The sequence below is a fragment of the Bacillus sp. L_1B0_5 genome (assembly GCF_000836715.1).
In the GTDB taxonomy this organism is placed as follows: domain Bacteria; phylum Bacillota; class Bacilli; order Bacillales; family Bacillaceae_G; genus Bacillus_A; species Bacillus_A thuringiensis_S.
This window is the reverse complement of sequence record NZ_JXIS01000040.1, coordinates 82,642-96,953: the sequence shown is the minus strand read 5'-3', so window position 1 is coordinate 96,953 and position 14,312 is coordinate 82,642. Positions and strand designations below refer to the sequence as shown.

Below are 14,312 nucleotides of genomic sequence, written 5' to 3'. Positions count from 1 at the left end.
AAAATATGGTGGTTGTAGAGTTTCCCCTGGTGTCTCTGCAATTTTAGTGAAATCAGTGTTTGCAAGATTTTTAAACCAGGCAACAACATGAAGAGAAAAGAGAATGAGTCTGTTAAAGTATTTGCTCTTGGTGGAGTAGGTGAAATCGGGAAAAACATGTACTGTGTTGAAATTGATTCTGAAATCTTTATCGTAGATGCGGGGTTAATGTTCCCGGGAGATGAAATGTTTGGAATTGATATCGTTATTCCTGATATTACATATTTAGTGGAAAATCAAGAGCGAGTAAAGGGTTTATTTATTACTCACGGTCATGAAGATCATATTGGTGGAATTGTGTATGTACTTCGTAAATTATCTATTCCAGTCTATGCAACGAAATTAACAGTAGGGCTTATACAAGAAAAACTTGGTGAGGCGGGCATGTTAGGCCGTGTAGACCTAAAAACAATCGATTCAAACTCAACGGTAGAGTTTAACACTACAACAGTGTCATTCTTCGGAACGACACATAGTATTCCGGATTCTGTTGGCGTTTGTTTCCATACATCAAAAGGTGCAGTCGTATATACGGGAGACTTTAAATTCGATCAAACTCCAATTGGAAATAGTGGAGCAGATCTTGGGAAAATGGCGCAAATCGGAAATGAAGGTGTACTTTGCCTATTATCTGATAGTACAAATGCAGAGCGTCCAGGGTATACAGGTTCAGAAAAAGAAGTTGGTGTAGAAATTTCTAAAGTGTTCTACGGCGCAGAAGGTCGTATTATCGTTGCTTCATTTGCATCGAATGTACATCGTATTCAACAAGTATTTGATGCAGCAGCCGAAACAGGGCGAAAAGTAGCAGTAGTAGGACGTAGTATGGTGAAAGTAGTAGACATTGCAAGACGTCTTGGTTATTTAGATGTTCCAGAAGGTATGGTTATTTCATTACAAGAAGTAGACAACTTCCCAGAGAAAAAGGTAGCTATTTTAACAACAGGTAGTCAAGGTGAACCGATGGCTGCTCTATCTAGAATGGCAAAACAAGCACATAAACAAATTTCAATTCGTAAAGGTGATACTGTTATCATTGCTGCTTCGCCAATTCCGGGTAATGAAATATCTGTATCAAAAATTATTGATTTGTTATTTAGAGCTGGAGCTGAAGTTGTTTATTACGGCGAAAGAAAAGTTCACGTTTCAGGTCACGGTAGCCAAGAAGAATTAAAATTAATGTTGAATTTAATGAAACCGAAGTACTTTGTACCCGTACATGGTGAGTTCCGTATGCAAAAAGCACATGCATATTTAGCTGAAGATGTAGGTATTACAAGAGAAAATATCTTTATCGTAGAAAAAGGCGATGTAATTGCTTTTGGTGACGATGAAGCGAATTTAGTTGGTAAAGTACAAGCTGGTAATGTTTTAATTGATGGACTAGGTGTAGGTGACGTTGGTAATATCGTTCTTCGAGATAGAAAGATGCTATCTCAAGATGGGATATTAGTAGTTGTTGTAACGCTTGGTAAAGATGAAAAGAAAATTATCTCTGGTCCAGAAATCATTTCACGTGGTTTCGTATATGTTCGTGAATCAGAAGCGTTAATTGAACGATCTACAGAGATTGTACGTATGATTGTTGAGCAGTCAATTAAAGAATATTCAATTGAATGGTCAATGTTAAAACAAAATATTCGTGAATTATTAGGACAGTTCTTGTACGAAGAGACAAAGAGAAAACCTATGATTTTACCGATTATTATGGAAGTATAAAAAAGATCACCCTTATGGGTGATTTTTTTTTCTTTTTAACCCTATCGAATGAAATTTATAACTTAAGAAATAATAGTTATATACGAGTGAAAGGGGATGCGAAATGACAGAACGTGAACGATATACAAATGAAGAAAAAGAAGCTGAGCCAAAAGAAGCTGGAAAAGAGGCTTCAATAGTAGAAAAAATTCAACAGCTTGGACAGACAAATGTACCACAGATGAATGAATCACGTATTCATTGTTTAACGATTATTGGACAAGTGGAAGGTCATGTTCAATTACCACCGCAAAATAAAACAACAAAATATGAGCATATCATTCCGCAAATTGTTGCGATTGAACAAAATCCGAAAATTGAAGGTTTGCTTTTAATATTAAATACAGTTGGAGGTGACGTTGAAGCTGGGCTAGCAATTTCTGAAATGGTAGCTTCACTTTCAAAACCAACAGTATCTTTAGTTTTAGGTGGGGGACATTCCATAGGTGTACCGATTGCCGTTTCTACTGACTATTCGTTTATTGCGGAAACTGCAACGATGACAATTCATCCCATTCGTTTAACAGGTCTTGTCATAGGTGTGCCACAAACATTTGAGTATTTGGATAAAATGCAGGAAAGAGTCATTCGTTTTGTGACGAAGCACTCGAAAGTAACAGAAGATCGTTTTAAAGAGCTTATGTTTGCGAAAGGGAATTTAACGCGAGATATTGGGACGAATGTAATTGGTGGGGATGCAGTAAAGTACGGTCTTATAGATGATGTTGGTGGTATTGGAAATGCGATTCGAAAATTAAACGAATTAATAGATGTTCGCGCGGAAGATAGTGCAGAAGGGACAATGCTACAATGATTTTATATACAATTATGCCAGAGCAACTTGTGTATCCGGCCGATTATTCACTATGTGAAAGTCAAAAAGTTGTAAATATAAATGGTGTAGAATTAATGGTTTCTGAAGAGGAACATGGGTATTATTCTATTGTACGTGTGCTCAGTACGAACCCACTTCACTACTTAGAATTTGAGCCTGGTCAGAAAATAACCTTTTAGCAAAAAGAAGGATTTTGTTTAGGAGCTATGGTATAATATAAAAAACAAGACGGTTGAGCAGCCATGAGTAGGCTGCTTTCTTCTGTTTATTTAGCATTTTACAAGAAGTGTAAAAATAGAAGATATAAAGACCTGAAAAATAGAGAAAACAGACATATAAGTAGAGCGTTTTTAAGGGAGCTTTACTTATATGTAGAACACGAGGTGAAGAAATGGCAAAACAAAAGCAAAGAGGGACGAAGGCAAAGGCAAGACGTACGATAAAGCCAACTTTGTATTATGAAATCGTCGGTTTAACTCTTTTTGCACTTTCAATCATTACGATTTTGCAGCTAGGCGTTGTAGGGAAATCGTTTGTGTTATTTTTTCGCTTCTTCTTTGGTGAGTGGTACATAATTGGTGTGTTAGGTGTAATAGCTCTATCGATTTCCTTTGTTATAAAACGCGGATGGCCGAACCTTTTAAATAAACGGTTAATTGGATTTTATTTAATTGTATTGGCGATATTAATGTTTAGTCATATTACATTATTTAACCTTCTTACAAAAGATGGAGCAGTGCAAAATACTTCTGTGATTGTGAGTACGAAAGATAACTTCTTTCTTGAAATGAAAAAGGGGCCAGATAGCGTTCATTTAGGCGGTGGTATGTTTGGTGCGCTTATGTTCGCGACATGTTACTTCTTATTCGACGAAGTAGGAGCCTATATCATTGGAATTATTTTAGTTATTCTTGGGGTACTCTGTATAACAAATAAACATATTGGAGAAGTGTTAGCTCCAGTTGGTAGAATTCTTAGAAGTCAATTTCAAGTGATGCAAGGGGATTATAAAGATTGGAGATCCAAAAGAACGGCTGAACAAACAGAAAAGAAAAAAACAACAAGAAGTACAAGAAGCAAACGTGTTGCAGAACAAGAAGAAGTTATTGAGCCGATGGAAGAAATTCAAATTGATCCGCCAATTATTTCAAATTTCACTGAGAATTATCCTGTAAATGAAGAAGAGGATAAACGAATCGAAGTAGAGCAAGAAGATTTGATAACTTCGCCGTCTATTGAAGAGACTCCACCAATTGAAGAACCAAAGAAAAAGCGTGGGGAAAAAATCGTTGAATCGTTAGAGAGTGAAGCACAAGCACCTCCTATGCAATTTTCAAATGTAGAAAATAAAGATTACAAGCTTCCTTCACTTGATATATTGAAATTTCCAAAGAATAAGCAAGTTACAAATGAAAATGCTGAAATTTATGAGAATGCTCGAAAATTAGAACGTACATTCCAAAGTTTCGGTGTGAAAGCGAAAGTAACAAAAGTACATAGAGGTCCTGCAGTTACAAAATATGAAGTGTATCCTGATATGGGGGTAAAGGTAAGCAAAATTGTCAGTTTAAGTGATGATTTAGCGCTTGCTTTAGCTGCAAAGGACATTCGTATTGAAGCGCCAATTCCCGGGAAATCAGCTGTAGGGATCGAAGTTCCGAACTCAGAAGTTTCGATGGTAACGCTGAGGGAAGTTCTTGATTCTAAGGCTAATAATCATCCGGAAGAGAAGTTGTTAATTGGTCTTGGACGGGATATTACAGGTGAAGCTGTATTAGCTCGTTTAAATAAAATGCCCCATTTACTCGTAGCTGGTGCGACAGGTAGCGGGAAAAGTGTATGTATTAACGGTATTATTGTTAGTATTTTAATGCGTGCAAAACCACATGAAGTGAAATTAATGATGATTGACCCGAAAATGGTAGAGTTAAATGTATATAACGGTGTACCTCATTTGTTAACGCCAGTTGTAACTGATCCGAAAAAAGCATCGCAAGCATTGAAAAAAGTTGTGAGTGAGATGGAACGTCGTTATGAATTATTTGCTCATAGTGGTACGCGTAACATTGAAGGTTATAATGACCATATTAAAGAACATAATAGTCAATCAGAAGCGAAACAACCCGAATTACCGTATATTGTAGTCATTGTGGACGAGTTAGCGGATTTAATGATGGTTGCTTCGTCTGATGTAGAGGATGCGATTATGCGTCTCGCGCAAATGGCTCGTGCTGCTGGTATTCATTTAATTATTGCGACGCAGCGTCCATCGGTTGATGTTATTACAGGTGTTATTAAAGCGAATATTCCATCACGTATTGCATTCGCTGTATCTTCTCAAACGGATTCTCGCACAATTCTTGACGGTGGTGGTGCAGAGAAGCTGTTAGGTCGTGGAGATATGCTGTTTATACCAATTGGTGCATCGAAACCTGTACGTGTACAAGGTGCATTTTTATCAGATGATGAAGTTGAGAGAGTTGTAGAATATGTTATTGGACAGCAAAAAGCGCAATATCAAGAAGATATGATTCCGCAAGATGTTCCTGATACAAAGCAGGAAGTAGAAGATGAATTATACGATGAAGCAGTTCAACTTGTAGTGGAAATGCAAACAGCATCTGTTTCTATGCTGCAACGTAGGTTTAGAGTAGGTTATACGCGAGCTGCTCGTCTAATTGATGCAATGGAAATGAATGGTGTAGTAGGTCCATATGAAGGTAGTAAACCAAGAGAAGTGCTCATTAATGATGTACAAGAAAAAAGTTCTTAAAAAAAGCCTAATTGTTTTTACAATTAGGCTTTTTTATATAGTGTTTTTGTTATATACTATACTCAGCAGTAAAGAAAGGGCTTACATTTAGAGGTACTCTTTAGAATACGAATACTTTGATTGTGTTTTTTGTAAATGTTCGATATTTAATGTAGAAAAATGTTAGATTTTGTTGACACGTATGAGAGCAAATGGTAAGATTACTTCGAAAAGAATCACTGCCTCATATAATCTTGGAGATAAGGTCCATAAGTTTCTACCTGGCAACCATGAATTGCTAGACTATGAGGGGAAAAGTGTGTAACAAAGGATGTAAAGGATCTTTGTGCCGAACTTTTTCTCGAAATGAGGAATGTTTATGGTGCAAAGTTTTTTTTATACAGTAAAGAGTGAAAATTTCATCTTAAAAAATTATTATTATTTATTCGACAATTGCGCTTATTTTTAGTAGTTAGTCATTTGTACTATGTTGTAAGTTGAAAAAAGAGAAAAGAAGTCTTACATCAGAGGTCGAATAATTGAAATGCGGGGGAGTCTTATGTCAGTAAAATCCGATAGTCGTCACCTATATTTACGGGTGATTGATCACATCAAAGAAAAAATTAAAGATGGAGCTTATAAAGAACGACAAAAGTTACCATCAGAGTTTGATTTAGCGAAAGAACTTGGCGTAAGTAGAGCGACTTTAAGGGAAGCGTTGCGTATTTTAGAAGAAGAAAATGTTGTCATTCGTAGACATGGTGTAGGGACATTTGTAAATGCAAAGCCATTATTTTCTTCTGGAATAGAACAACTTTCTAGTATTACAGATATGATTTCTAGTGTGGGGAAAACACCAGGAACAATCTTTTTATCATCATCTACTACAACTTTAACAGAAGAGGAAAAAGAGAAGTTTAATAGTGAAGATGGTTTTAATGCAGTGATGATTGAACGCGTGCGTACAGCAGATGGGGAACCTGTTGTGTATTGTATCGATAAACTTGCAAAAGAAATATTGCCAGATTTATCGGGTTACAATGAGGAATCATTATTAACGGTGATACATAATAACACGCATAAACGCATAACATATGCGGTTGCTCACATTGAGCCAATTGGCTATCATCCGAAAATCTCACCGATTTTAGAATGTGAGCCTGAAACAGCACTGCTTGTATTAAAACAAATGCACTATGATCAAAATGATGAGCCAATCTTATATTCTATCAATTACTTTAGAGCTGATAAGTTTAGCTTCCACGTATTAAGAAAGCGTATGTAGGTAAATTTCTTTTTAGGGAGGTGACAGCAAGAAGTAAGGGACAGCAGCGTAAGAATAAATAAATATATATCATTTTTGGAGGGGTTTCTAGTATGAAGAAAAAAGCAGGCCTTTTATTATCATTAACATTAGCAGCAAGTACAGTTTTAGGTGCATGTGGTAACTCGGATAAGGCGAGCAGTGACACGAAAGACACGAAAGACAATAAAGACTTCAAGGTTGGTCTCGTAACAGATGTTGGGGGCGTTGATGATAAATCATTTAACCAATCTTCTTGGGAAGGGTTACAAAAGTTTGGTAAAGATAATGGTTTAAAAGAAAAGACAAATTATCGTTACCTTCAGTCTGAAAAAGAAGCTGATTATATTCCGAATTTAAAAAAATTCTCAAAAGATAAATATGATTTAACTTTCGGAATTGGTTATAAATTAGAAGGTGCAATTAAAGAAGTTGCAAAAGAATCTTCAAAACAACAATTTGCAATCGTAGATACTGTTGTAGATGCACCGAACGTAACGAGCATTACATTTAAAGATCATGAAGGATCATTCCTTGTAGGTGCGGTAGCGGCTATGTCAACAAAATCGAATAAAGTAGGATTTGTTGGTGGAATGAAGAGTGATTTAATTAGTAAATTTGAAAATGGATTTAAAGCTGGTGCAAAGGCAGTAAATCCAAACATTGAAATCGTATCTGAATATGCAGAAGCATTCGATAAGCCTGAAAAAGGCACAGTTCTTGCTTCAGCAATGTACGGTCAAGGCGTAGATGTAATTTATCATGCTGCTGGTGGTACAGGTAACGGTGTGTTCACTGAAGCGAAAAATCGTAAGAAAAAAGGTGAAAATGTTTGGGTAATCGGTGTTGACCGTGACCAACATCAAGAAGGTATGCCTGAAAATGTAACATTAACTTCAATGATAAAACGCGTTGATGTAGCTGTAGAAAAAGTAGCTAAAGAAGCAAAAGATGGAAAGTTAAAAGGTGGAAAAATTGAAGCGTTTGGCTTAAAAGATGACGGTATTGGTATTTCAAAAACAACTGATAACGTGAAAAAAGTTAACCCTGAAATTTTAACAAAAGTAGAAGAATTTGAAAAGAAAATTACAGACGGTGAAATTAAAGTACCGGCTACAGATAAAGAGTATAAAGAATATGAAGCTTCTCTAAAAAAATAAATAGAGAAATAGCAAAGGTTAGTTCATAGAACTAACCTTTGTATGTATAAAACTTCCGAATTGCTTAATAAGTTAATAGTGTAATAGGGAATGTTCCCTGTTAAAAGGAGGAACACAATGGAATACGTAATTGAAATGAATAATATTACGAAAGTATTCCCAGGCATTGTAGCGAATGATGATATTACGCTGCAAGTAAAGCAGGGTGAGATACATGCTTTACTTGGAGAAAATGGTGCAGGGAAATCCACATTGATGAATGTACTATTTGGTTTGTACCAACCAGAACAAGGTGAAATTAAAATTAAAGGAAAGTCTGTAAACATTACCAATCCGAATGTGGCAAATGACCTTGGTATTGGAATGGTTCATCAGCACTTTATGCTTGTTCATAATTTTACAGTTACAGAGAATATTATTCTCGGAAATGAACCGAAGAAAAAAGGGAAAATTGCTGTTGAGGAAGCTGCTAAAGAAATTCAAAAACTGTCTGAACAATACGGCTTAGCTGTAGATCCATATGCGAAAATACAGGATATTTCAGTTGGTATGCAACAGCGTGTTGAGATTTTGAAAACTCTTTACCGCGGTGCAGAAATTTTAATATTTGATGAACCGACAGCTGTGTTAACACCACAAGAAATTCATGAGCTAATTCAAATTATGAAAAAGCTTGTGCAAGAAGGAAAATCTATTGTTCTTATTACACATAAGTTGAAAGAAATTATGGAAGTTTGCGATCGTTGTACGATTATTCGTAAAGGAAAAGGGATTGGAACGGTTGACGTTGCAAATACGGATGAAAATAAACTTGCAGAATTAATGGTCGGACGTCAAGTGAATTTTAAAACAGAAAAAATAGACGCGAAGCCAAAAGAAGAGGTACTTTCAATTGCAAACCTTGTTGTTCACGATGCACGTCAACTACCTGCTGTAAAAGGCCTTGACTTAACTGTTCGTGCGGGGGAAATTGTTGGGATTGCAGGGATTGATGGAAACGGACAAAGTGAATTAATAGAAGCAATTACTGGTTTACGAAAAGTTGAGTCAGGTTCTATTGCAATTAGAGGAAAAGAAATAACAAATTGGCCTGTTAGAAGAATAACAGAAGAGGGAATTGGTCATATTCCAGAAGATCGTCATAAACACGGACTCGTCCTTGATTTTTCTGTTAGAGATAATATAGTTCTGCAAACGTACTATAAAAATCCGTTTTCAAAGAAAGGGATTTTAAATTTCAGCAAAATTACAGAAAAAGCAAAGGCTCTGATTGAACAGTTTGATGTACGTACACCTAGTGAGCAAACGTTAGCACGCGCTCTATCTGGGGGAAATCAACAAAAAGCAATTATTGCACGTGAAGTAGATCGTGATCCAGATTTATTAATCGCGGCACAGCCAACACGTGGTTTAGATGTAGGAGCAATTGAATTTATTCATAAGAGATTAATAGAGCAAAGGGATAAAGGAAAAGGTGTATTACTTTTATCACTAGAGTTAGATGAAATCTTAAATGTTAGCGATCGAATTGCTGTTATTTATGAAGGGAAAATTGTAGCAATAGTTGATGCGAAAGAAACGAATGAACAACAGCTTGGATTGTTAATGGCTGGAGGAACAAAGAAGGAGCAGGTGGGTACCAATGGCTAAAAAACTTTTAACAGAGCGAACGATAAATATTTTAGTCCCAGTACTATCCGTTATTTTCGGCTTACTTGTCGGAGCGATTGTAATGCTAGTTAGTGGCTATGATCCAATTGTTGGTTATAGTGCACTTTGGACGGGCATGTTCGGTAGCGCAAGTGCGATTGGTGAAACGCTTCGTACAATGATACCGCTTATTCTTGCTGGTTTATCAGTGGCGTTTGCATTTCGTACAGGTTTATTTAATATCGGGGTAGAGGGTCAATTGTTAGTTGGTTGGCTTGCAGCGGTTTGGTTCGGTTATGCAGTTTCACTACCAGCGTTCCTTCATATTCCATTATCTATTTTATTCGCAGCATTGGTGGGCGGAATTTGGGGCTTCATTCCGGGATATTTAAAAGGGAAGTTTCAAGTGAATGAAGTTATTGTAACCATTATGATGAACTATATCGCGTTGTATGTAACGTATGACATCATTAAGCGTTTCTTACATGCGGGTAATGACAAAACGTATGATATTAAAGAAAGTGCGTCACTATCTTCAGACTGGCTTGCTTCTATTACTGATGGTTCGCGTCTTCACTGGGGAATTATTGTAGCAATATTAATCGCTATTTTAATGTGGTTCTTATTAGATCGAACAACTTTAGGTTACGAATTAAAATCGGTAGGATTTAATCAGCATGCTTCTCAATATGCAGGTATGAAAGTTTCTCGTAATGTAGTATTCTCCATGACAATTGCTGGTGCATTTGCAGGGATTGGTGGAGCAATGGAAGGATTAGGGACATTCCAAAGTATGACAGCGATGTCTTCGTTTACAGGAGTAGGATTTGACGGGATTGCTGTAGCATTACTTGGAGGGAATAATCCGTTTGGGATAATCCTTTCAGCTTTATTATTTGGTGGTTTGAAAAGTGCTTCCCCTCAAATGAACTTTGAGGCAGATGTACCATCAGAGCTTATTAATGTAATTATTGCATGTATCATCTTCTTTGTTGCATGTAGTTATGTGTTAAGATGGGCGCTTACACGCATGAGCAAGGAGGGGAAATAAATGAGCTTTTTAGATATATTAGCCATTCTTGTGACGGGTACGTTATATACATCGGCACCTATCATTTTCACAGCATTAGGTGGTGTGTTTAGTGAAAGATCGGGTGTTGTAAATATCGGATTAGAAGGACTAATGCTATTTGGTGCATTTATTGGAGTAGTTACAAACTTATTAATGGGTGATACTTGGGGAACGATGACTCCATGGATTGCGTTATTATTTGCGGCAATTGGTAGTGGATTATTTGCATTACTTCATGCGGTAGCCTCTATTACATTCCGAGCGGATCAAGTTGTAAGTGGTGTAGCAATTAACTTCTTATCTCTTGGTTTAACAGTATTTGCAATTAAGAAGATTTTTGATAAAGGGCAGACTGACTTTATTCAGTATCGTATTGAAAAGATTGATATTCCAGGCCTTTCGGATATTCCAGTTTTAGGGAAAATATTTTTCTCGAACGTACCAATAACGTCGTATATTGCCATTATTTTAGCATTCGTTGTTTGGTATGTTATTTATAAAACACCGTTCGGTCTTCGTCTACGTGCTGTTGGTGAACACCCAATGGCAGCGGATACGATGGGGATTAACGTATATAAAATGCGCTATATTGGAGTCTGTATTTCAGGAGTGTTTGCTGGAATTGGTGGAGCGATTTTTGCAATGTCAATTTCTAATAACTTCTCAGGGGCAACTATTACAGGACAAGGTTTCTTAGCTTTAGCTGCTATGATTTTTGGAAAGTGGAATCCACTAGGCGCACTAGGTGCAGCTCTATTCTTTGGTTTTGCGCAATCTCTTAGTGTAACGGGCGGAACAATTCCTGTATTAGATCAAATTCCAAGTGTTTTATTAACGATATTACCATATGTATTCACAATATTAGCGCTTGTTGGTTTTGTAGGTCGTTCTGAAGCTCCGAAAGCATTAGGAACTCCTTATGAAAAAGGAAAACGATAAGTATTTTATAAGTATAAAAAAGCTCGCACATTAGTGTGGGCTTTTTTACATAGAATATATTTAATACGGAATTTTACTATGTTCCTTACATATTAAAGTTTTTAGAAAGAATCATATGTAAGCATAATAAGGGAGAAAAGTTGATTTTTTATTTCTAAAAACTGTATATTGAAGAGGAATATTCCTATATAAGTAAAGGAGGGCTATAAATGAAACTAATGGAACAACAACTACATGAGTTAGGTGGTTTGCGCGTACATATTATTCCGACTGATAAATATAAAACGAATACCTTTGTATTTCGTTTTAAAGCGCCTTTAAATGAGGAGACGGTGACAGAGCGTGCTCTATTGCCATACGTATTGCAAAGTGCGACAGAAAAATTACCTTCTGTAATTCGTCTTCGTCAATATTTAGAAGAATTATACGGGTCTTCTTTAGCGGTAGATGTAAGTAAAAAAGGGGAAGACCATATTATCTCCATTTATGTAGACATTGCAAATGAAGTTTATTTACATGATGCACCACCGTTATTTGAAAAAGCACTTTCTATGTTGTCTGATATTGTGTTACATCCAGCAACGGAGGGGAACGGTTTCCTATCTTCTATCGTAGAAAGTGAAAAAAGAGCACTGTTACAGAGAATTGAAGCTACTTATGATGATAAAATGCGTTATGCAAACGAGCGTTTAATTGAAGAAATGTGCAAAGTAGAACCGTATCGTTTAAGTGCAAATGGAAAAAAAGAGAGTGTTACGTCTATTACAAATGAAAGTCTGTATCAATATTATCAAAAGGTGTTAGCGGAAGATGAAATGGATCTATATATTATTGGTGATATTTCAGAAAACGCCGTTGATCTTGTAAGTAAATATTTTTCTATTTCAGTTCGTCCAGTGAGAGAAAGAAATGTACTCCTTCATAGACGAAATAATGAAGAAAAAGAAGTTGTTGAAAAACAAGAATTAAAACAAAGTAAATTACACATCGGTTATCGTACATTTGTCACATATAAAGATGAAGATTATTTTGCATTGCAATTGTTCAATGGATTGTTTGGTGGTTTTTCTCATTCGAAGTTATTCGTAAATGTGCGTGAAAAAAATAGTTTAGCGTACTATGCAGCATCGCGCTTTGAAAGTCATAAAGGTTTATTATTTGTTATGTCAGGAATCGAAGCGAAAAATTATGAAAAAGCAGTTGAGATTATTAAAGAACAAATGCTTGCGATGCAAAACGGAGAGTTTTCTGAAGAAGAAATACATCAAACAAAAAGTGTCATCCAAAATCAAATATTAGAGGCGATTGATACACCGCGTGGATTTGTAGAAATGCTATATCATGGTATTATTTCAGATCGTACACGTCCAGTTGAAGAATGGCTTACAGGTATAGAAAGTGTGACAAAAGAAGAAATTGTAAAAGTTGCTAAAAATATTGAACTAGATACAATTTACTTTTTACAAGGAACGGAGGGAGAATAAATGGAGAAAATTGTTTATGAGCAATTAAAAGAAACACTCTATTATGAAAAACTTCCTAATGGATTAGATGTATATGTTTTACCGAAACAAGGATTTAATAAAACATTTGCGACGTTTACGACGAAATATGGTTCAGTAGATAATACATTTGTACCATTAGGGAAAGAAGAAATGATTCGTGTGCCTGATGGGATTGCGCATTTTCTTGAGCATAAATTATTTGAAAAAGAAGATCACGATGCTTTCCAATTGTTTAGTAAACAAGGAGCATCGGCAAATGCTTTTACATCCTTCACACGAACAGCTTACCTTTTTTCATGTACTTCAAACGTAGAACAAAATTTAAATACATTGCTAAACTTCGTGCAAGAGCCTTATTTCTCTGAAAAAACAGTTGAAAAAGAGAAGGGAATTATTGGGCAAGAAATTCAAATGTATCAAGATAACCCAGATTGGCGTTTGTACTTTGGGTTAATTGATAGCTTGTTTGTAAAACACCCAATTAAAATTGATATTGCAGGGACAATCGAATCTATTAGTAAAATTACGAAAGATTTATTATATGAATGTTATGAAACATTTTATCATCCGAGCAATATGTTATTATTTGTTGTGGGTGCAATTGATCCAGAGAAAACAATGGATTTAGTACGTGAAAATCAAGCGAAAAAAGATTATAAAAACCAGCCAGAAATTGTGCGTTCATTTGAAGAGGAACCAAATGAGGTAAATGAAAAGAAAAAAATTATTTCAATGCCTGTGCAAACACCGAAATGTTTAGTTGGTATTAAAGCGACTAATTTAAAAGAAAAAGGGCAAGCGCTTTTAAAACAAGAAATTGCGCTTACGTTACTTTTAGATTATTTATTTGGAAAAAGTTCTGTTCATTACGAAGCTTTATATAATGAAGGGCTTATTGATGATTCATTCTCGTATGACTATACAGAAGAAAATAACTTCGGTTTTGCAATGGTTGGCGGTGATACGAAACAACCTGATGAATTGGCAGATCGTTTAAAAGATATTTTATTAAAAACAGATTATGATCAATTAGATGCGGCGGCATTAGAGCGAGTGAAGAAAAAGAAAATTGGTGGTTTTTTACGCTCGTTGAATTCACCAGAATATATTGCAAATCAATTTACACGATATGCGTTTAATGAATCTAGTCTATTTGAGGCATTGACTGTATTAGAAGGCCTAACCGTTCAAGACTTACAGGAAGTGGCAAAATTATTGTTGTCAGAAGAAAAAATGAGTGTTTGTCAGGTGTTACCGAAAAAATAACATTTTAAAGATACCCTCATCTTATCATTGAAA

The 14,312-nt window shown here is 35.8% G+C and carries 11 protein-coding genes and 1 riboswitch; all 11 genes read left to right on the top strand.

Going from position 1 to position 14,312, the window contains the following annotated elements; genetic code table 11:
• The first annotated feature begins 87 nt into the window (after positions 1 to 87).
• Positions 88 to 1,758, top strand: a complete 1,671-nt coding sequence (locus RT27_RS13105; RefSeq protein WP_000823096.1) for a ribonuclease J — start codon at positions 88 to 90, stop codon at positions 1,756 to 1,758.
• A gap of 103 nt (positions 1,759 to 1,861) precedes the next feature.
• The gene (gene tepA / locus RT27_RS13100) at positions 1,862 to 2,611 is read left to right on the top strand and encodes a translocation-enhancing protein TepA (protein ID WP_016080545.1); all 750 of its coding nucleotides are present in this window, start codon (positions 1,862 to 1,864) and stop codon (positions 2,609 to 2,611) included.
• The gene (locus RT27_RS13095) at positions 2,608 to 2,811 is read left to right on the top strand and encodes a YlzJ-like family protein (protein WP_016080546.1); all 204 of its coding nucleotides are present in this window, start codon (positions 2,608 to 2,610) and stop codon (positions 2,809 to 2,811) included. The genes tepA and RT27_RS13095 overlap by 4 nt, the downstream gene beginning before the upstream one ends.
• Before the next feature lie 212 nt (positions 2,812 to 3,023).
• Complete coding sequence (locus tag RT27_RS13090; protein WP_016080547.1) at positions 3,024 to 5,405, top strand: DNA translocase FtsK; 2,382 nt, start codon at positions 3,024 to 3,026, stop codon at positions 5,403 to 5,405.
• A gap of 203 nt (positions 5,406 to 5,608) precedes the next feature.
• Positions 5,609 to 5,710: riboswitch (purine riboswitch) on the top strand.
• Positions 5,711 to 5,943: 233 nt separating this feature from the next.
• Positions 5,944 to 6,669, top strand: a complete 726-nt coding sequence (locus RT27_RS13085; protein ID WP_000114182.1) for a GntR family transcriptional regulator — start codon at positions 5,944 to 5,946, stop codon at positions 6,667 to 6,669.
• 92 nt (positions 6,670 to 6,761) lie between these two features.
• Positions 6,762 to 7,847, top strand: coding sequence for a BMP family ABC transporter substrate-binding protein (locus RT27_RS13080; RefSeq protein WP_043936385.1), 1,086 nt, complete (start codon positions 6,762 to 6,764; stop codon positions 7,845 to 7,847).
• Positions 7,848 to 7,964: 117 nt separating this feature from the next.
• Entirely contained in the window at positions 7,965 to 9,497 is a 1,533-nt protein-coding gene (locus RT27_RS13075) for an ABC transporter ATP-binding protein (RefSeq protein ID WP_000456926.1), read from the top strand.
• Positions 9,490 to 10,548 carry an ABC transporter permease gene (locus tag RT27_RS13070; RefSeq protein ID WP_001085254.1) on the top strand — a complete coding sequence of 353 codons (1,059 nt, stop codon included), beginning with the start codon at positions 9,490 to 9,492 and terminating at the stop codon, positions 10,546 to 10,548. The genes RT27_RS13075 and RT27_RS13070 overlap by 8 nt, the downstream gene beginning before the upstream one ends.
• Positions 10,549 to 11,508 (top strand): ABC transporter permease, encoded by a 960-nt coding sequence (locus RT27_RS13065; protein WP_000008857.1) that lies wholly within the window; start codon positions 10,549 to 10,551, stop codon positions 11,506 to 11,508.
• Between the two features lie 209 nt (positions 11,509 to 11,717).
• The gene (locus tag RT27_RS13060; protein WP_029443113.1) at positions 11,718 to 12,992 is read left to right on the top strand and encodes a pitrilysin family protein; all 1,275 of its coding nucleotides are present in this window, start codon (positions 11,718 to 11,720) and stop codon (positions 12,990 to 12,992) included.
• On the top strand, positions 12,993 to 14,279 hold the full coding sequence (locus RT27_RS13055) for a pitrilysin family protein (RefSeq protein WP_043936384.1): 1,287 nt from the start codon (positions 12,993 to 12,995) through the stop codon (positions 14,277 to 14,279).
• Positions 14,280 to 14,312: the final 33 nt, after the last annotated feature.